The sequence below is a fragment of the Paenibacillus sp. TSA_86.1 genome (assembly GCF_052691815.1).
This window is the reverse complement of the sequence record NZ_JBQZGE010000005.1, coordinates 20,890-40,811: the sequence shown is the minus strand read 5'-3', so window position 1 is coordinate 40,811 and position 19,922 is coordinate 20,890. Positions and strand designations below refer to the sequence as shown.

The window sequence follows — 19,922 nt, the reverse complement described above, 5'->3', positions numbered from 1 at the left end:
ATGATACTACATGTAGCTATCAGCAAAGCCAACTTTCTCTTCATTAAGTTTCTGCACCTCACTAATGATCATTTTGTATTCCTGTTTCGCCGTCTCCGATGCGAATTCCCTGTATTGCTCAAACAGTCCGACTCCTCTAAGCATACCTCGTCCGCTGCTAATTTCAATAGCAAATTTTAAACTATCTAACACAAATCTTATACCTGAGTGATACTCGTCTTTCCTTAAATAATATGCACCCAAATCCAATAAAAGTCGTAAATATCGATCGTCTGTAACCTGGCTGCTGACTTTACCAATTCGGTTACTTTGCTCCTGATATATAAAATAGGATTGGTAGTCCCGCAAGACATGATCGATATTCTGGTTGTAGTGGAGAGCTGCCTTCACAATATCACACAGTGCTGGGAAAATTTCGTTCTCTTTGGTTGAAATATACTCCAGATAATCAGGCAAAACTTCAAACTGTCCGGCCATCAACTTGTAGATATACCGGTTAGCCTCTGCCCATTCCTGGAACTGATTCATGACAACGCGTTCTTCTTCATCGGGGTCTTTCACCCAGCTGTTATTTGCGTATAAAGCAACATACTCGAGTGCCGTATGATAATTCTTTTGATGATAATGTGCGCTTCCTGAGGCAAGGTAGGAATATAGAATATAAAAGACAATCGGCCTTTTGGTCTCCTCCTGTTTCCTCCTGCCATTAAGTTCATAATGGACTGTAGCTTTAATTTTTAATTTGTCGGATAGTTCCTGTACTTTGTTCCATCTATGCAAAGCTCCAAACGCATTAATCAGTTCATTTAGTGCATCCAGTTGATAACGTTCATCCAGCCGATCCACATAATATTCAAATTGAGCCGCAATAATGACATTCCGCTGCTGATCACTCGTCAGTCCAAGCTTGAACAGGCGATACTGACAGAGCGCGAGCCGTTCAGAATGCTGCATCTTCTCACTTTCGGCGATCGTTTCATATAAAAGAGTTGCCGGTTTCCATTTGCCAGCATGGTAGAATTCCTCTGCCACATCAAATAACAACGGGATATACGACAGATTGTCCATCATCAGACGAATGACCTCTTCGATACAGTCCAACTTATCGAGTTCAGCACATCGATGCAGGAACGGCCCTAATCTCCGCCAATCCGGGGTAGCGTGCACAAAGCACTCATCAATATACAACTCGTAGAAATGGCCCGCCTCAAGCTTCATGGCTACTGTAATACGATCCAACTGCTGCATGGAGATCGGTCGATTTTTGTTCAATATGTTGCTGAGAGTGCCAGAATTAATTCCGGACAGCTCTGAAAAAAGACTGATCGACATCTGTTCACGCTTCAGATAACGTTCTAAATGATCGCGTATCGTGGTTGTCGGCTCCAAGGGAACACCACCCTCCAAAATAAAAACACCAAAAACAAGACTGTGCGGTACGCAAAAGTAATTAAAAGTAATTATATGTAATATGTACGTGCTTTTCAATAAAATAATTTCAACTAATTTGTATTAATTACATTTTAATCCTTTTAGAAGGAATAAGTATGTATCTATATTTTATATCGAAGTGAGCTGTTCTTCCAAGCCCTAAGTGTACAAAAAAACACGAGCCGGACGGGCTCGTGTCAGTCAAGCATTGATCCGTGCACATGTTCAGTACACTTCCTGTTGCCTTATAACTCAATGTGTCTAACTTAAGGCAGCACATTACCTGCAGCACGGTAAATCTCATACCACTCTGGACGAGTGAGATGAATTTCACTCGCTTTCACACAATCTTGCAGACGTTCTATATTCATCGTGCCCGTTACAGGTTGCATCTGTGCAGGGTGACGAAGCAGCCATGCAATCGCAATCGTTGTATTACTCACGTTATACTTCGCAGCGATCTCATCGATCTTGGCATTTAACTCCGGGAACTTCTCACTACCCAGGAAAACCCCCTCGAAAAATCCATATTGGAACGGAGACCACGGCTGAATAGTAATGTCATGCAAACGGCAGTAATCCAGAATGCTGCCATCTCTGTTCACCGCAGCATCATTCTCCATATTCACATTGATGCCGCTGTCGATCATGGTGGTATTGGTAATACTCATCTGCAGCTGGTTGGCTACCAGCGGCTGTTTGACGTATTTTTTCAACAAGGCAATCTGATTCGGGTTCTGGTTCGATACGCCAAAGTGACGCACTTTACCCTCACGTTCCAACTGATCAAATGCTTCTGCCACTTCCTCTGGCTCAACAAGTGCATCCGGGCGGTGTAATAACAGCACATCCAGATACTCGGTTCTCAGACGCTGCAGAATACCATCTACCGAATTCAGGATATGCTCTTTGGAGAAATCAAACATGCCTTTGCGAATTCCGCATTTGGATTGCAGAATCAAATTTTCACGAACTTGGGGATTCATCTGCACAGCATCGGCAAAAATCTCCTCACATGTCCCTGTGCCGTAAATATCGGCGTGATCGAAGAAATTTGCTCCTACTTCCATGGCAGAACGTACAAAATGCTCCGCATCCTTACTGTCCAATGAATTGATTCGCATACAACCTACAGCAACTACAGGCACATCGAGTGCACTGCTGCCCAGTTTAATGGTTCTCAAGATGTTTCCCCTCCATATTCAATAAAATAGTTTTGGTTTGCATGAGACCTGTTATGCAATATGCATGTCCATGCCTGTCTTCCGTCTATGATTGTGACACATACCTGCAATCGGTTTCAATAGACTTTCCCCACATTTATATGGAGAAATGATTCGTTTTTCACCGGAACTGGCGAGCCCATGGGGAATCATTCACTTTTCTCCGGCACGATGACCTTCATATAACCAGGCTGAACACGAATATCAATGGGCAAGGCAGGCCCTTCCTCTCCGTCTACATTCGTACGAATGGTTTCGTCCGAGCGGACACGTACTTCTTTGGCTGTAAAATAGTCCACGTCCTTATGCTCCTTCAGATTGCCGAAGAACAGTGACGTACCCAAGGTCAAGCTGTTGAACACGCCGATGTTCCGGATCACAAAGCAGTGGATCAATCCGTCATCCACCTCTGCATCCGGTGACAATTTTTCGAATCCCCCAACCGAGTTGGTGAGTGCTGCCAGAAAGAGCGGTGACTCTCCCTCCCATGACTGCCCGTCATATTCAATCTTCAGAGTGTTCGCTGGGGTGTTCACCAGATCCTTCAATCCTTCCTTCAAATAAGCGAACGAGCCCAGCTTCGATTTTTCCTCTGCCGAAACAGAGAACAATGCCTCCGCGAGCGAGCCGGCAGCCACCACATTGGCAAAAAGCCGTCCATTCACCATGCCGAGGTCTACCAACCGGGTCTGTTCCGAGCGCAGTTGCTCGATCGCTTCATCCGGGTCAAGAGAGATATGTAACGCCCGCGCAAAATCATTTACTGTTCCAAGTGGAACAATGCCCAGAAGAGGACGATGCTCCTGATCCAGCATACCGTTGATTGTTTCATGCAATGTACCGTCTCCCCCGATGGATATCACTAGATCACACCCATCCTTACACGCATTCAGACCGTAATGAGCAGCATCACCTTCCCCGGCCGTTTCGTTAACGACCACCGCGTACTGCTTGGCTTGCAGAATAGCCTGAACCTGAGACACGTACTGCTCCGCTTTTTCCTTGCCTGACGACGGGTTGCTAATGATCATCGCTTTCTTCATCAATATCTCCCTCTCCACATATAACATCTGTACATCTTTACCCTTTTCTTAAAGGTGTTGAATACAATCCCGTGCAAATCTGTTTAATTTGTACAAAGTTATTCCGAAAAAGTGCAGGGCATGGCCTTCATCATATAGAATAAAGGTATAGATCGATGCAAGTTATACAATCACTGTTCCTATTTCCCCAAGACGGGTTAATAACTAGAGAAGTTATGATTTGGAGGGAAGGCATGTAATGAAAAGAATTACACTGTTATTGATGATATGTATTCTAAGTATAGGTACGGCAGGGCAAGCGATGGCCTATCCGGCCTCTGAGACAGAAAATCCCCTCATCAAAGATCCTGCACTGGAAGACGGACTTAAGCTAATTTTGAATATATCTGTAGGCGAACCCCTGACGTCCAACGATCTGAGGCAGCTTCGTGTAGTGGATCTGAGTAATGTCGGTATTCAGAATCTCTCCGGGCTGGAACATGCCGTGAATCTGACTCATCTGCGTCTATATGGCAACGAAATTACCGATCTCACACCACTGAAACACCTGACTCAGCTTCGCGAGATTGACGTACGCAACAATTACATTACATCCATTCAGCCTCTTGCTACATTGCAACAACTGGGACGACTATATATCAGCAATAATTCAATAACCTCCATTGACGTTGTGCGGGAATTCCCCAGATTACATACACTGCATGCCAGCGGCAATCAGATCTCAAGTCTGGACGCTCTATCCGAACTGCGTTCGCTGAAATGGCTTGAAATCTCGAACAATTACATTACAGATCTCACCCCACTTACAGAACAGACAGGGCTAACACAGTTAAATGTGGCAAACAATCACATTTCGGCACTTGATGCACTCTCTGATCTGCCGAATACACTGCGAGAGCTAAATGTAGCAGGTAATCATATATCCAGCATTACACCCTTGAGCCACATGACACAACTTCGATCACTGGATATCTCGGGTAACCAGATTCAGCAACTGAGTGACATTGCGGTATTAACAAACTTAACCGAGCTAAACGCGGATTCGAATCAGATCTACGATCTGGAGCCTCTGCGCAAGCTAACCAAACTGAACATATTAAAGCTATCGGGCAACCGGATATGGGATCTGGCACCGATCTCTGAATTATCTCTTACGCCTGACAATTCGGGGCTTCCAAGTGTAGATCATATCTCCGCTTCCACCTCTATGTCCTCAGGCACACAGAATGTGCTGGCAGAGACAGAGGCTACCGGACTAACTGTACAGAATAATTATCTGGATGTGGCAAGTGGTAGTCATACGATGCACCTGCTCAACCAATTGAATGTCAGGGAGCAGAAACGCACGCCACAGGGGCGTTTCCAACGTCTGATTGAAGGCTCTACTACGGCATATGTAGGTGACCGCGCGTACGCACTGGGTGCAGCTCCTTTTATTGATAAAGGCCGGACATATGTGCCTCTGCGCTTTGTATCCGAGCAGTTAAATGCTCGTGTGAACTGGAACAGCGATACGCGTGAAGCTGTAATTACACAGGAGAATCTAACGATTCGCTGGAGCGTGGGCAATAAACAGGCAGCAATCAATGATGAACTCATCATGAATGATGCTCCCCTGTTGATGAAAGATGGGAACGCCTATGTACCCGTTCGATTTATCTCAGAGCAGCTTCATACCACCGTTGGATATATAGCCAATAGCAAAACGATTCTGATCTTTGAAAATAAACCGCAGGCTGAAGATGATGTTACACCATGACCTTAAGCAAAGTAATCCGTTAACACATCTCATTCATTGCAAAATGTGACTGCATCCCCGCCTGAATGCCCAGCGGGGATTTTTTGTTCTCTTTTCATGAGGAATAGGGTATACTGCTCTCCACCTTGGATTAGGGTAAATATTGCACGGTTTAGCATATCTGTTTTTGTAGCGAAAGTTGGTATACTGAACGTAATCAGCGAGTCACTAAGAAACAACCTAGGAGGATCATCATATGACATTTACGTTTAACGGATTTTCCACTACACCTACAGAACCATGGATGGAGATATCTGTTGCTCCCACAAATGAAAGCGCTAACTTAGGGTTCACCGGTGAGCAACATCAGCTTGTCGAAGGATTCGGCGGCTGTTTTAACGAGCTGGGCTATCTGGCTTTGGCTCATTTAAGTGATCAGCAGCGGCACGAAGTCATGCACTCCCTGTTCCATCCGGAAGGAGAGCATCGGTTTACAATCTGTCGCCTGCCGATTGGCGCGAGTGATTATGCAGAGCAGTGGTACAGCCACAACGAGGTCGACGGAGATGTGGCCATGAACCATTTTTCCATCGAACGGGATTTCAAATATCTGATCCCTTATATCAAGGAAGCTTTAAGTTATAACCCGGATTTGCAGTTATTCGCATCGCCATGGAGTCCGCCAACCTGGATGAAGTTCCCCAAAGCCTACAACTACGGAACACTTCGCTGGGAAAAAGAAATTCTGGAGGCTTACGCTCTGTATTTTGTGAAATTCGTGGAGGCCTACCGTGAGGCGGGCATTACAATTCATCAGGTACATGTGCAGAACGAAGTGATCGCGGATCAGAAGTTCCCGTCCTGTATGTGGACAGGCGAGCAGCTGCGTGAGTTCATCGCTGATTATCTGGGGCCTGCTTTTGACAAGCATGGTCTGGATACGGAAATCTGGCTGGGTACCATTAATGCACCTGATCCATGGGAAGAACTGATGAAAAAGAAAACGACCGGATTTGATGAATACGCCGGGCTGGTGCTCAGTGATCCCAAAGCTTACTCCTATATCAAAGGAGTCGGATATCAATGGGCAGGCAAACACGCCATTCAACGTACCGTGGCAAGTTACCCGGAGCTTCGTTATATGCAGACCGAGAATGAATGCGGAGATGGTACCAACTCTTGGAATTACGCCAAGCATGTATATAACCTCTATCAGCACTATTTCAGCAACGGTGTTAATGCCTATATCTATTGGAATATGGTGCTGGAGCCCAAAGGCCGCAGTACATGGGGCTGGGAGCAGAACTCGATGATTACAGTGGATCCTGCACACAAGGACGTTACGCGCAATCCGGAGTATTATGTGATGAAGCATTTTGCGCACCATGTCGTTAACGGCGCTCGCCGGCTGGGTCTCTCCGGAGCATGGAGCGGCAAAGCGGTTGCTTTCCGCAACCCGGATAACAGTCTGGTCGTCGTGATTAACAATCCATTCCCGGAACGCCGCGACCTGTACCTGGCTCTGGACAAAGGACAAACCATTCATGTTCAGCTTGAAGCCGATTCATTCAACAGTATGGTAATTAGGTAATTACAACAAGTGAATACAGCCCTTTGAAATAACAAGAAGTGAAAGCAAAATGCGGATGTAAACTTCAAGAGCCTGTCCCGCATCGTTAGCGGAACAGGCTCTTTTTGGGGGATAATACTGTTAACTGATTGTAAAAGTAGAATGAGCCCGATCTGCTTTTGCTACTACTAAGATTTATACAAAGGCCAACTCTAGGACCTGTTCCTAGACTTAAGGATTGTTCGCCAGGTAGCTTTTCAGCCATTGCATTGCAGGACGCTCTGTACCGTTGCTTCTTACCAGGTGAGAACCACTAGTCCATGTTTGGTTTTCGTTGTAACCCCACAGCGTAACACCTTTAACAGCCGGGTGCTTCCAGAGTACCGGGAATTTTTGTTGGTAACGTTGCAACTGAGTATTGTCATCGCCAGTCATATCCAGCTCGGATACATACACTGGGAGACCTGTTGCTTGCAATTTGTTCAGAACGGTGTTCATCGTGTTCACAGATACGTTGTCCATATTGAAGTAGTGCGCTTGAATACCGATGCCATCAACAAGGCCTCTGTTTTTCAGCAGGTTGATGATTTGGATATATCGATCTGCCTTCGCAGGGTCACCGATAATACCGTATTCATTGATCAGCAACTTGGAATTCGGGAAGGCTTGTCTTGCTTGTTGGAATGACCAGATGACCCAATCCCAGCCCGTCTGTCCATCTCCACCAATCGCATTGTGGAAGGCTGGCTTTGCATGCAACGGCTCATTGACTACGTCAACAAACTCCGACTGAGAGTAACGTTGTCCTGCAGCTCTGATCCATTGAATCACTTCGTTTCTCTGATCTGTTGCAGAAAGGCCATTCATCCAGTTAGGTGCCTGATTTCCCCAAACAAGCGTGTGGAATTTGAAAGGCATTTTATTGTTTTTCGCATAGTTGTAAGCCATATCTGCCTGGCCCCAGTTCATCACATTACGCGTGCCTTCTACTGCTCCCCACTTGGTGGAGTTCTCTGGCGTTACCTGATTCCAGTATGGACTGAAATTGTTTGGAACCTGGCTAGCTATAATATTCCCCAGGAATTTACTGCCTTTAGCCAATCCGGCACTAACACTGCCCACCGCGACTGACGCGGCCAGCACACCTGCCAGGGCAAGTGTACCTACCGTCTTAAACCATTTGGACTTCAACATAATATTCCTCCTTGGTTTGGTGTATTTTATAAAGCGCTTACAATGACATCATAATGGATAATTTTGGTTTTATACACATATAAATCATACTATTTACTTTGAAAAGTATACTTCCTATTGCTTTATCTTTTTTCCCTACTTTACGCAACTGTATCGAACATATATGTTACATCAGCGTTTACATTACGTTGATGTTTCTCTAGTATGGATGGATAGATATCATTACACACTCTAGAACACAAGGGAGATTACACATGCGTACACTTGGTTTGAAACGTTTCGCCAGTTGGTCGTTATCCATTCTGTTAGGCTCTTCCCTGCTGCTCACGCCGCTTGCTTCGGAAAGCGCTCACGCAGCTGAAACAGATCAGGAAACTAAAATCACTTTGCTTGGCACATCCGATATTCATGGTCGATTTATGCCATGGGATTATGCGCTGGACGGTCCCAACCCTGCCGGCAGCATGACACAGCTCTACACGATGGTAAAAAAGGTTCGTGCCGAGAATCCCAACACCATCCTTCTGGATGCGGGAGATATGATTCAGGACAATTCAGCCGAACTGTTCAATGACCAACCCAAGTCTCCGATGATGGTGGCGATGAATGAGATGAACTATGATGCCTGGGTTATGGGCAACCATGAGTTTAACTTCGGCCTGGACGTACTGGCGAAAATCTCTTCGCAGTTCAAGGGCCAGGCACTTGTCGGTAACATTTTCAAAGAAAACGGCGACCGTTACATGCCTGCATATACCATTATTGAGCGCGACGGTATCAAAGTAGGCGTCATTGGTATGAACACCCCGATGATCACCGAATTCGAAAAAGGAACCGATCACCTGGATGGTGTTGTTGTGAAAGACCCTGTCGAGGAGACTCGCAAAGCCATTGCCGAGCTGAAAGGCAAAGTCGATGTGATGGTTGGCCTCATGCATATGGGACTGGATAATGAGAACGGAAAACCGGGAACCGGGGTAACGGATATCGCGAATGCCAACCCGGAGCTGGCCGCTATTTTTGCCGGACACATGCATCAGCTGATTGAATCACAGACGGTGAACGGCGTGCTGATCTCCGAGCCCAACAAATATGGTACACACATGTCACGCATTGACCTGACGTTTGCCAAAGAGGACGGCAAGGTTGTGTTGAAGAGCAAAGAAGCCAAGGCACTCGCTGTCAAAAAAGCAGACGGCACCTATGAAGTTTCCGATCCTTCCCTGGAAAAAACACTGCATCCGTTCCACGAGTTCGCACGTGCCGATGCTAACATCGTGGTCGCGGAACTGAAAGGAACGAATCTGGTTCCTGCGGATGAGATCAAAGGCATCCCTGCCGTACAGATTCAGGAAACGCCGCTGTCTGACTTTTTCACCGAAGTGATGCTCCATTACAGTGATGCGGATGTTGTTGCACATCAGATCGATAATGACAAAGCCAAGCTGGACGTTGGCCCAATCAAGAAAAAGGATATTGCATTCAACTATCAGTACACGTTTGGTGAAGTAACTGTATATGAAGTGACTGGACGCGATCTGAAGGATTACATGGAATGGTCTGCGGGATACTTCAACTCTACTCGTCCCGGGGATGTAACCATCAGCTTTGATGCGAAGCGGCGTGCTTCCAAATATAGCACCGACGATTTCTTTGGTGGTGTGACCTATGAGATCGATCTAACGAAGCCATATGGCAGCCGAATTACGAATTTGAAGTATAGTAATGGAAAATCTGTTCTGGCCAATGATACGCTCAAGCTCGGTTTGAATGCTTATCGGATGGAAGCACTCATTGCCAAAGGCGGGGCGCTTGAAGGACGCAAGTTCAAACAGCTCTGGTCCTCCAAGGATGCTTCGGCTTTCGGCGAGATTCAGGGGACTATCCGTAACCTGTCGATCGCCTATCTGAAAAACGTAATGAAAGGTGTCTACGAACCGAAGATACAGCACAATTGGAAAATCACTGGTGTAGACCTGACTGCACCGGAACGTGCAGATGTCGTAGAACTCATTAATGCCGGCATGATGACCGTTCCGACTACGGAAGACGGCAAATATACGAACATTGCCTCGATTAACATTTTGGACACGGTAACAGCGGATGAGATTGAAGCCCTCTCTTCCAAAGCAGGGGTAGATACAGCACAATTCAAAGGCGTAAAAACAAAAGGCGCGTTCTATCAACAGTTGAACAAGGCTCGCAAAGCAATCAAAGGTAAAGACAATGACGGGACTTCAACACCCCCTTCATCTGAGACACCGGTAGCTCCTGCACCGGAAAAACCAGGTAATCCAGCGAAACCGAAACCAACTCCGGTTCCTACACCTGGAGCGCCAAAACCAGGCACTCAGAAACCAGGTAAACCACCTGTGTCTTCAGACAATGGCAAGCCAAGTGTCGCAGTTTCAGGCAAACAAGCCAAGGTTACGGCCGCTCATCTGAATGTACGGGCGGGTGCATCTTCCAAATCTAAAGTGATTACTTCCGTGCCACAAGGTACGATGCTTGAAGTAGTTAGCACAGGCCATGCCTATGGCTGGGTCAAAGTGAAGCTGAATGGAAAGATGGCATACGTGTACGGCAAATATGTGAGTATTCTAAAATAACAATGTATGTATCAAGGCGGTACACCCATGTAATGATGGGTGTATCGTCTTTTCTTAATGTGAGTTTGCTATAGAGGAAACTCTCTGTAGGATGATACTAATCGTTTCACGTGGAACGTTGCATATCTAAGGAAGGGGAGCATCGTAGAGTGCCCTCATCCCCTGATTTGAGGGACACGTTTCATCTAACGATCTCCAAAAACGCTATTTAGTCCATTTTATGCGTTTTTATTTTCTAACGATCTCAGGAGACCTTATTTGGGCAAAATGAAGTGAGATCGGACATTTTCATCGTGTTTTCAGCAGAATAAGCTCTCTGGTGATCGTTACAATTTCAGAAAGCTCTATATCGTTCAAATAAGCTCATCTGAGATCGTTAGAATATTGGGGGTGCGGGTGCGGGTGCGGGTGCGGGTGCGGGTGCGGGTGCGGGTGCGGGTGCGGGTGCGGGTAATGACCGTAACTCCCTTCACCTGTATGGAGGGGCTAACTGCTGTTCAGAAGGAGAGTCTCTTTATTTCCCACGCGCTTTTTGTGCACATAGAGTATAATAAGCAGGTATATGTTACATGTACGGTGCAATGCTGGTAAGTAAGATCATTCACATCCTTACTGAGACCACAATAACGTGAGCAGACTGCATTCCAAACTAAAACGCAAAAGAGGTAAATGATGAGCACTCAGCAATTTAAAGACTACGATCTTGGTGAAGAAATTATAAAAGCACTGGACAGCCTGGGTTACGAGAACCCTACTGAAGTTCAGACCCGGGTCATTCCCGTCGCACTGGAGAATCAGGATCTCGTGGTAAAATCACAGACCGGTAGCGGCAAAACAGCCGCATACGGTATTCCGCTCTGCGAACTGGTAGACTGGAACGAAAATAAACCACAGGCTCTGATTCTGACTCCTACACGAGAGCTGGCCTTGCAAGTCAATGAGGATATTACCAACATCGGGCGCTTTAAGCGTATTAAAGCAACCGCACTGTACGGACAGTCCCCTTTTCATATTCAAAAAGCCGAACTGAAACAACGAACCCATGTGGCTGTAGGCACGCCAGGCCGGGTTCTGGATCATATTGAACGGGGCACGCTGCCGCTGGATCGCATCGCATATCTGGTCATTGATGAAGCGGATGAGATGTTGAACATGGGCTTTATCGAGACCGTTCAAGCGATTATTCAGGCATTGCCACAGGCACGGACAACCATGCTGTTCTCTGCAACGTTCCCGGAAGATGTAGCGAAGCTGTCACGGAAATATATGAACACACCTGTAGAGATTGAGATCAAGGCCAGCGGACTGACTACAGCAACCATCGAACACGCCGTGGTTCACACATCGGAAGTGAACAAAACCGCACTGCTACAGGACTTGTTGATTACCGAAAACCCGGATAGCTGCATTGTATTTTGCCGTACACAAGAAAATGTTGATAAGCTGTTTCGGGTCATGGCTGATCTGGACTATCCCGCTGATCGTATCCATGGCGGCATGGAGCAGGATGAGCGAATTGAAGTCATGAACGCGTTCAGACGTGGACAATTCCGTTATCTGATCGCTACCGACGTTGCGGCGCGTGGGATTGACATCACAAACATTACTCACGTCATCAATTATGATATCCCCCTTGAAAAGGAAAGCTATGTTCACCGTACGGGTCGCACGGGTCGTGCAGGTAAAACAGGCAGAGCCTTCACTTTGGTAACCCCGAAGGACGGCAGACGTCTTGCGGAGATTGAATCCTATATTGGATTTGAGATCCCGGTTATGAAAGCTCCTTCCGAGGAAGCGGTCGATCGCCGCAGAGAAGAATTCGAGAAGCGCCTCAAGATCGTGCCTGAACGCAAAAAGGACAAGCGTGAGCAGTTGAACCAGCAGATCATGAAACTGAACTTCAACGGAGGTAAGAAGAAAAAACTTCGTGCGGTTGATTTTGTAGGTACGATTGCGAAGATTGAAGGGGTTAGCGCAGACGATATCGGGATTATTACCATTCTGGATAACGTAACGGATGTGGAAATCCTGAACGGCAAAGGGCCGATTGTACTGGAAGTTATGCAGCATACGACGATCAAACGCATGCAGCTCAAGGTACGTAAAGGTCATAAAAATTAATATAGTGATAACGCGTTGAAGATGCGAAACGTCATTCACCAATCAGGGGCTTGGACTTGTTTGAAGTCTGCCCCTGCTTTTTTGCTTCGACTTTTCAATCCAACTCAACATTCCCATGAGGACACCGGGTTTGCTATAACTATATTCGCTCAGGACATATTCGCATTCCCAGCTACGTTTTCTTCTTTTTTCGTACTACACCTTCTGCTACCGCATAAAAGAACAGCTCATCCTCCGCACTACCTTCAGCATCCGTCACTTGAAAGGTCTCAGCATCCGCCGTCTTGTACACCCCTCCTGTCACAAAACTGAACACAGCCTGATCATCTTTGCCCCAATACCGATTTAACACGACAAAAGATGCTCCGTCTATGCCCTTTACCGTGCGTTTTCCGTTTGCATTATAAAGACTATTTCGATCCTTTGCCCAGCTCTGGGGATAAGCTTCGAACAGATGAGTAAAACTGGTACGGTCTATCTTTTTATTAGCAGTGCCCCAGAGATATACCCGATTCGCATCTACAGCCCAGCTACCGGATGGGGTAAGCAGCTCAAAGGTAACCGTGTCCGCTCCCTTAATTCGTTGAAGCACATCGTCAGGATGGCCGTAAGGCTGAATGGTACGCGCATACTGCGCATGATATACATGGTTCTGATCCCTGGATAAGCCCAGATGCTCCGTACCACCTAACACTTCAAACGTTAGTACATCTGCTCCCTCAACACGATACCCGTTGTAATACACATGTTGCTTGTCGCGGCCAAATCGGCCTCCAAGTGACTCGAAGCTCTTCGGATCTATTCCACGGATGGTGCGCCACTTAAAATAAACCCGATCCCGATCACGCGCATACTGTTCATCTAGCGGTTCAAATGAACTCCGATCCACGCCGCGAACCAGATGGAAGGTTTCCTTAGCATCTCGCCCGTATCCGCCGCCAGACTCTGTCCGATAGAATACGGAGGTAGCCGTGGCATGCCAATTCCCCTCAAGCTGCACTGCTTCATCTGCCTGATTAACATAGTCAACCTGCCACCAGCCAGGGGTATCTGGATAATGCTGCCGCAGCCACTCTAGCATCTCATGTTTATACTCGTTGGCATAACGAAGGCCGCTGGACAGATGGAACAAATGATCTGAATCCGTACAGTAGTCATGCTTGGCAATGGCTCCATATGTATCGATCTCATCGAACAGATGAAAATGCTGGCTGTCTTTGACATAAAGCCGGTAATTATCCCTCGCAAAATAGGGCGTCCCGGACAACGGCCCAAAGCTGTCCGGATCAGATGGGGAAACAGGCTTGTCCTCCAGATACACGTACTGTGAATCACAGCTGTAATCCTCGTGTACGACTCGGAAGGCTTCCGTATCCTGAGTAAACAAATTTGCTTTGTTTGCCCTGGCATTGAACCACCATATGCCCTGATGATCCTGTAAATAGGCAAACGTGAGCCAGCCCTTCGCATAGGTCGACAAAACCCTAAAACCTTCGGCAGTCATTCCGCCTTTGACTACCACCGTTTCGCCCCCCTCCTTCTTCAGGAGCACTTGGGCATTCCCATCGATGACAAAGCTATCCATAACCATCCCCCTCTAATCCTCAAGTGCACTTCCTATCCTATAGATGCAATCCTCCACTAGCATCCAGACACGGTCCTGGTATCCAGCAGCTATCCGCCGAAATACGAATGACATGCACAATCTTGCTCTCTTAATTGAGCGGAAATTTTATCAACTGTACAGCCCCAATCGGTGATGAAGCTGCTCTCGAATCTCTGTCTGATTACTCACTTTAACGATCAGCGAAGGTGTGTACTGCTGCTGGATGATTTCATAAGAAAACTCCGGATTGGATGATGAAGAGACCGTCTGAAACAACTGATAGAAGTATAGTCCGTTCGGCTCGTCTGAACCTCTATACTTGTAAGGCACCTGATAAGTCAGGTACGGAAACTGAGCCAGATTCAGCTTGGGAGATCCCAGGTTATCGTTATCAGGCAGCAGACGCCCCCATCGAGGGTCATCATGCATATCATCGATCAAGTTATATTGGGATGACTTCGCTTTCACATTTTCCAGTATAAGATCGGTCACATCGACTGTATTCTCTTTCGCATAACCATACACGTACCCTGTCTGACTTGGCTCTCCGCTATGATCGGTACGGCTCAAACAGGCAAAATACAATGCACGTAGCGAAGACTCTGTCAGTTCCAGCAAATTCGTTGGCAGACCCTCGTGATGACACCAAGCCAGCACATGCTCACGCTCCCACTCTCCCGTTTGATCAGCCATATCTCTGACATAGTCATTTACTGCTTGTGCATAATAATCCGGGTTAGCTTGAAGCAATCGCGCTATTCCTGATCGAAGTAAAGATGATGATTGCGTATCGTATCGCCTGTTTTCTCCACGGTAATAATACACACCCCGACCATTCGGTAACTCGTTGATAATCGATGTGTAGTCTTCAACAGAGCTTATCTCGTAGTACAAAGGATTTTTCGTCGCATTCGTCGCATTCATCTCGTCCGGTACCTCCAGCGTTTATGTGTAACTCTTAATCACTTTTTCGGAATACTCTCTAACCGTTATATACGCCACAATCTCCCCACTGGCTTCAAATCCAATCCCTTTTTTTAGACTGGATCGACGCTATCTCCTCTTACTGTCTTAATGATATTACTTTGTTCAGCAATAATTGAATTGTTCACTTGCTAAATATTGTAAATCAATTACAATAGATTTGAAATCGCTTTATTCATTTACAATCATGATGGAGGTGTACGTAATGGGAAAACGTAAGGCAATCTGGCTTCTGGTTTTCACACTCGCATTAACGATGTTTAGTCTACATCCTGAACGAAGCAACGCGGCAAGTGTAGCAATTACCAATGGTACCGATTGGCTTGATACGTCTGGCAATCCCATTCACGCCAACAGCGGTAACATCCTGCAGGTGGGCTCAACGTACTATCTGTATGGTGAACATGCAGTAGGTGGTAAGTTTGACAGCGTGAACGTCTACACCTCAACCGATCTGAAAAATTGGACGTTCAGCAACGCTATTCTGACCAAAGGCTCCGCGACAGAACTCGCCTCCAGCAAGATTGAACGTCCAAAAGTGATCTATAACGCCTCCACCAAACAGTATGTACTCTGGGCCCACTATGAGAACGGTACCGATTACAATCTCGGCCGCGTTGCGGTAGCCACAAGCAGTACACCCAACGGTAAATTTACGTATGAGGGCAGCTTCCGCCCGCTTGACTACGAATCTCGTGACATGACGGTTTTTGTGGACACAGATGGTACAGGTTATCTCGTAACGGCCTCCCGCAAAAACGGCGGCGCAAATGATACGATGGCTATTTTTAAAATGAATGCAAGTTATACAGGGGTACAATCGTTCGAAGGATGGTTGTTCGAGAATGCATACCGCGAAGCCCCTGCTGTTGTGAAAAAAGGAAACCGCTACTACCTCTTCACCTCCCAGGCTGCCGGCTGGTATCCGAATCAGGGTGCATATGCTACGGCTACATCGATGACTGGCCCATGGTCTGCGCTCACACCTTATGGCAACCCATCGGCCTTCGGCTCGCAGATTCACGATATCGCTACCATCCAGGGCAGCAACACCACTTCCTACATCTATATGGCAGATCGCTGGAACCCGATGAACCTTGGGGAGCACAAACATATCTGGTTGCCGCTCACGTTGAGTGATGCAAGTGGAACGGCCTCGCTGGAATGGTATACGACATGGAATATAGATGCGACAACAGGACAAATCACGCTGCCTGCACTCGTGAATCATGCCCAAGGCAAAACAGCTTCCGCCAGCTCCACGGCCTCTGGCTCATCCGCTTCTCTTGTCAATGACGGTAACTACCAAACCTCTTGGGTGGCCTCCTCCAATAGCTGGCCTGCGTGGTGGCAGGTCGATTTTGGAGCACCGAAGACGATTACGGAGATAGACATTTCATGGTTTATGTATAAAGGTTCTGAAGGGTATTACAAATATAAAATCGAGATTAGCAACGATGGTGTGAATTACTCCACGCTAGACCGTATCAACAATCTGACGTATGGGTTCACTACAGATACGGTTCATTTTACAGCCCGTTACGTGCGAATTAATATGGTCAATGCCGTCTTGTGGAATAATCCGGGCAACTGGTACACCCCAACGCTGCACGAAGTCAAAATGCTGGGTCCATCCAATCCCGAAGCCACAGGCTACAGCCAGTTTACTTCACACAACGTACCGGATCGAATGATCCGTCACGCCAACTATATCGCTCGCATGGATGCCAATGTCTCCCCGGCTCTCGATGCCCAGTTCCGTGTTGTACCGGGTCTTGCCAGCTCTACAGGCATCTCACTGGAGGCGATCAACTACCCTGGTTATTTTCTGAAACGCAATGCGAGTAATAAAATTGTACTTGAAGCCTTCACGAACACGGCTGCTTACAAAGGAGATGCTACGTTTCTGATCAGCCCCGGCTGGGCAGACAGTACCAAAGTATCTTTGCAATCCTATAGCCAGCCCGGATTTTACATCCGACATTATGATTATGTGCTACAGCTGGATGCCGTGAATGCCGCCAGCAACGCTACAGTGAAAGCCGATGCCACGTTTGCACGGACGAATTTCTAATCTGGAAATACGACACTTCCATGCTCTATTGTGATGTCTATTTGTGAAGAACAATAACCATGTATGAGGTCAAAAAAGCCGAAGCAGCAGCAGTTTAGCTCACTTCGGCTCTTTTTGCTTTTCCAGCATTATAACGATTTTCCCTGCTTTAAGAATCAACTTGTTATAGCGATGCACCAGCTCTCATGAAGAACGACATCAAAATCGGAGAGAGTAAGCGTAGCGCGGGACAAATTTTTTCTTGTGATGACTTCATCTTCATGATCATAGCCAAACCAGAGATGCCAAATTTCCAAGTTCGTTTCTTTATCGAGGGAAGTTACATATTGATACAAATCCTTTATTAAATGGATATCGGGAGCATCGAATTTATAAATATGAATCAGGTCTGTATACTGGCTTATGATTTTTACAGCATATGGTGCACTTTCGATGTGAAAACAATTAGAGGCTGCTGGATCACCGTAAAGAACACTTGCACTCTCATTCATCTCTTTCCAAGGAACCAAGCCATCCGGAACATTTAACCGAATCATATCGCGGACAGTTAAAATCTCTTGCCCACGAAGTTTGACCTCGGGGATCGGACGATCTGACGCTATGTAGTATTCAAAGCTCATCTTGTACTCCATCCATCCTTCCTTCATCTGTTCCATGCTCCTATTATGACATTTAAAGTGAAAGCCACATCCGATAGCTCGAATGTGACTCGCACTTTATCCAGTTTCATCTCACTTGCTTTCAACTTCACTTCACTTTTTTGCAATATACAATTTTCTTGATGCTCTCGATGGATAAACAATATTGCTCGGCCAGCTGATCCACGGTTGATCCCGTAGCAAACTTCCGGCAAATCTCGTTGTTCCGTTCCCGAATGAGTTGTCGACCGCCCGAATCCTCTCCCCATTTCTTATGGGTATGCTTCGGCCTCGGAATATAGATTAATCCACCAGGAAGATGACGCTGTATTTCTTCGAGCAATGCCTTCGGAAGGATGGCATCGGCATTTACATATTTCATCGCACTCCACTCCTTAAAAAGTTAATCTTTTAAGGTAGCAGAGCCTCACGAGGAAACTTCTAACTTTATCGCGTCAATGATGGCGGAAATGGATATTAGGCTCTATGCAAACAACCGCCGTTGTTCCTCGCATGGACTCTGCATAGAGCGGGTGTTAAAACCTCTTATGAATCGAATCATGGTAGCCCCCCTTTCGCTGAATCGATATAATATTGCCTCAGGTCATGCCCAAGTATCTTTAGATTGCACTCCTATATCTTCCATATTAGAAATCGATATCCTCTATTCATTCTCCCATTCATCCCTCTATTCGTCCTTATACTGCGCCAGACTTTGCTCTAACATCACACGAACCTGCTCCTGCAATTCCGGTGGATATATCACCTTAACCTCAGGTCCATACGAGAGTAGCCTACGCGCGGTAAAAGAAAACTCCGAGCGCGGCACAATCCCGCGCCACTCCTGATATGACACCATTTTGAATAATGCATCCGAAGCCGCTATTCTTGCCCCGAATTCCGTGAAATGCAGCACAACCTCTTCGCCCTCTCTATCCTCTGCCTGTTTCAGCCATGCTTTTAATGTAGGTACAGATTCATCCGTTTGATCCAGTACCATCACCTGCTGCATTCGATCCACGCGATATAACAACACGCGATCTTTATTTCGCGCAGGCATGTACCAATATCCCTGCTCATAATAGATGCCAAGGGGATGCACTTTTACTTTTTTCAGACCGTTGCGAGCCTGGTACATGAATGAAACAGCTCTCTTCTCGACTGCGGCCGTTAATAGATCGGATGTTAGAGACTCGCGATGTTCACTTGGATGCTGCATAAATGCAATATGTTCCCTCATCCCTGCAATCCGTTCCTGTACATCCGCAGGCAGCGTGGAGTAATACTGCTCGGCCAGATGCTCCCGGATCATACCATACGGAAAATCAGGAACCTGTTCCAAATATTCAAGCATCATAAACAGGCCCATTGCTTCTTGCTGCGTCAGCTGTAGAGGCGGCAAAATCCGATTGGGCAACACCCGATATCCGCCGTTAACACCTACCTCGGTATATAAAGGAAAGCCCATCGCCTGTAATGCATCCAGATCACGCTGGATCGTACGAACCGACACTTCAAATCGTTCTGCCAGCTCCCGGGCTGTGAACTTATGTCTGGAATCCATGAGACGCATTATCGCCAACCTGCGTTGATTCATCATAACCCCACCTTAATTACGTCACTTCTTGTCATAGTAAAATTGTAACATACCTGAACTGATCCACGAACAAGCAAGCTGTACAACATCCTTA

The 19,922-nt window shown here is 46.6% G+C and carries 14 protein-coding genes; 5 read left to right on the top strand and 9 right to left on the bottom strand.

Features of this window, described 5'->3' with window-relative positions; genetic code table 11:
* Window positions 1-6 precede the first annotated feature (6 nt).
* From ACUTVW_RS12940 to ACUTVW_RS12930, 3 genes are all read right to left on the bottom strand, one after another.
* The gene (locus ACUTVW_RS12940) at window positions 7-1,389 is read right to left on the bottom strand and encodes a helix-turn-helix domain-containing protein (RefSeq protein WP_445646180.1); all 1,383 of its coding nucleotides are present in this window, start codon (window positions 1,387-1,389) and stop codon (window positions 7-9) included.
* Between the two features lie 308 nt (window positions 1,390-1,697).
* Window positions 1,698-2,615 carry an aldo/keto reductase gene (locus ACUTVW_RS12935; RefSeq protein ID WP_445646179.1) on the bottom strand — a complete coding sequence of 306 codons (918 nt, stop codon included), beginning with the start codon at window positions 2,613-2,615 and terminating at the stop codon, window positions 1,698-1,700.
* 188 nt (window positions 2,616-2,803) lie between these two features.
* On the bottom strand, window positions 2,804-3,697 hold the full coding sequence (locus tag ACUTVW_RS12930; RefSeq protein WP_445646178.1) for a diacylglycerol/lipid kinase family protein: 894 nt from the start codon (window positions 3,695-3,697) through the stop codon (window positions 2,804-2,806).
* Window positions 3,698-3,935: 238 nt separating this feature from the next.
* On the opposite strand from ACUTVW_RS12930, the gene ACUTVW_RS12925 reads away from it, so the two are divergent.
* Window positions 3,936-5,456: a leucine-rich repeat domain-containing protein gene (locus tag ACUTVW_RS12925; RefSeq protein WP_445646177.1), complete on the top strand. Its 1,521-nt coding sequence runs from the start codon at window positions 3,936-3,938 to the stop codon at window positions 5,454-5,456.
* Between the two features lie 235 nt (window positions 5,457-5,691).
* Window positions 5,692-7,026, top strand: a complete 1,335-nt coding sequence (locus ACUTVW_RS12920) for a glycoside hydrolase family 30 protein (protein WP_445646176.1) — start codon at window positions 5,692-5,694, stop codon at window positions 7,024-7,026.
* 210 nt (window positions 7,027-7,236) lie between these two features.
* Here the strand turns inward: ACUTVW_RS12920 and ACUTVW_RS12915 are convergent, their stop codons facing one another.
* Window positions 7,237-8,199: an endo-1,4-beta-xylanase gene (locus ACUTVW_RS12915; protein WP_445646175.1), complete on the bottom strand. Its 963-nt coding sequence runs from the start codon at window positions 8,197-8,199 to the stop codon at window positions 7,237-7,239.
* A 254-nt stretch (window positions 8,200-8,453) separates the two neighbouring features.
* On the opposite strand from ACUTVW_RS12915, the gene ACUTVW_RS12910 reads away from it, so the two are divergent.
* The gene (locus tag ACUTVW_RS12910) at window positions 8,454-10,808 is read left to right on the top strand and encodes a 5'-nucleotidase C-terminal domain-containing protein (protein ID WP_445646174.1); all 2,355 of its coding nucleotides are present in this window, start codon (window positions 8,454-8,456) and stop codon (window positions 10,806-10,808) included.
* Window positions 10,809-11,480: 672 nt separating this feature from the next.
* Complete coding sequence (locus tag ACUTVW_RS12905; RefSeq protein WP_445646404.1) at window positions 11,481-12,929, top strand: DEAD/DEAH box helicase; 1,449 nt, start codon at window positions 11,481-11,483, stop codon at window positions 12,927-12,929.
* Window positions 12,930-13,101: 172 nt separating this feature from the next.
* On the opposite strand, the gene ACUTVW_RS12900 is transcribed toward ACUTVW_RS12905, so the two are convergent.
* Window positions 13,102-14,514: a DKNYY domain-containing protein gene (locus tag ACUTVW_RS12900; RefSeq protein WP_445646173.1), complete on the bottom strand. Its 1,413-nt coding sequence runs from the start codon at window positions 14,512-14,514 to the stop codon at window positions 13,102-13,104.
* Window positions 14,515-14,664: 150 nt separating this feature from the next.
* Window positions 14,665-15,459, bottom strand: coding sequence for an FRG domain-containing protein (locus ACUTVW_RS12895; RefSeq protein WP_445646172.1), 795 nt, complete (start codon window positions 15,457-15,459; stop codon window positions 14,665-14,667).
* Between the two features lie 316 nt (window positions 15,460-15,775).
* On the opposite strand from ACUTVW_RS12895, the gene ACUTVW_RS12890 reads away from it, so the two are divergent.
* Window positions 15,776-17,593 carry an AbfB domain-containing protein gene (locus ACUTVW_RS12890; protein WP_445646403.1) on the top strand — a complete coding sequence of 606 codons (1,818 nt, stop codon included), beginning with the start codon at window positions 15,776-15,778 and terminating at the stop codon, window positions 17,591-17,593.
* Between the two features lie 155 nt (window positions 17,594-17,748).
* Here the strand turns inward: ACUTVW_RS12890 and ACUTVW_RS12885 are convergent, their stop codons facing one another.
* The 3 genes from ACUTVW_RS12885 to ACUTVW_RS12875 all read right to left on the bottom strand — a co-directional run bounded on the left by ACUTVW_RS12885 (window position 17,749) and on the right by ACUTVW_RS12875 (window position 19,831).
* Complete coding sequence (locus ACUTVW_RS12885) at window positions 17,749-18,240, bottom strand: hypothetical protein (protein ID WP_445646171.1); 492 nt, start codon at window positions 18,238-18,240, stop codon at window positions 17,749-17,751.
* A gap of 100 nt (window positions 18,241-18,340) precedes the next feature.
* Window positions 18,341-18,613 (bottom strand): CD3324 family protein, encoded by a 273-nt coding sequence (locus ACUTVW_RS12880; RefSeq protein WP_445646170.1) that lies wholly within the window; start codon window positions 18,611-18,613, stop codon window positions 18,341-18,343.
* A gap of 306 nt (window positions 18,614-18,919) precedes the next feature.
* Window positions 18,920-19,831 carry a helix-turn-helix transcriptional regulator gene (locus tag ACUTVW_RS12875; protein ID WP_445646169.1) on the bottom strand — a complete coding sequence of 304 codons (912 nt, stop codon included), beginning with the start codon at window positions 19,829-19,831 and terminating at the stop codon, window positions 18,920-18,922.
* Window positions 19,832-19,922 lie beyond the last annotated feature (91 nt).

What these genes read in the sequence shown, in the direction of transcription:
- ACUTVW_RS12885 (WP_445646171.1), bottom strand. Translation starts at nt 18,240, where the DNA reads ATGAAGGAAGGATGGATGGAGTACAAGATGAGCTTTGAATACTACATA.
- ACUTVW_RS12925 (WP_445646177.1), top strand. Translation starts at nt 3,936, where the DNA reads ATGAAAAGAATTACACTGTTATTGATGATATGTATTCTAAGTATAGGT.
- ACUTVW_RS12915 (WP_445646175.1), bottom strand. Translation starts at nt 8,199, where the DNA reads ATGTTGAAGTCCAAATGGTTTAAGACGGTAGGTACACTTGCCCTGGCA.
- ACUTVW_RS12930 (WP_445646178.1), bottom strand. Translation starts at nt 3,697, where the DNA reads ATGAAGAAAGCGATGATCATTAGCAACCCGTCGTCAGGCAAGGAAAAA.
- ACUTVW_RS12920 (WP_445646176.1), top strand. Translation starts at nt 5,692, where the DNA reads ATGACATTTACGTTTAACGGATTTTCCACTACACCTACAGAACCATGG.
- ACUTVW_RS12895 (WP_445646172.1), bottom strand. Translation starts at nt 15,459, where the DNA reads ATGAATGCGACGAATGCGACGAAAAATCCTTTGTACTACGAGATAAGC.
- ACUTVW_RS12880 (WP_445646170.1), bottom strand. Translation starts at nt 18,613, where the DNA reads ATGAAATATGTAAATGCCGATGCCATCCTTCCGAAGGCATTGCTCGAA.
- ACUTVW_RS12910 (WP_445646174.1), top strand. Translation starts at nt 8,454, where the DNA reads ATGCGTACACTTGGTTTGAAACGTTTCGCCAGTTGGTCGTTATCCATT.
- ACUTVW_RS12875 (WP_445646169.1), bottom strand. Translation starts at nt 19,831, where the DNA reads ATGATGAATCAACGCAGGTTGGCGATAATGCGTCTCATGGATTCCAGA.
- ACUTVW_RS12890 (WP_445646403.1), top strand. Translation starts at nt 15,776, where the DNA reads ATGTTTAGTCTACATCCTGAACGAAGCAACGCGGCAAGTGTAGCAATT.
- ACUTVW_RS12900 (WP_445646173.1), bottom strand. Translation starts at nt 14,514, where the DNA reads ATGGATAGCTTTGTCATCGATGGGAATGCCCAAGTGCTCCTGAAGAAG.
- ACUTVW_RS12905 (WP_445646404.1), top strand. Translation starts at nt 11,481, where the DNA reads ATGAGCACTCAGCAATTTAAAGACTACGATCTTGGTGAAGAAATTATA.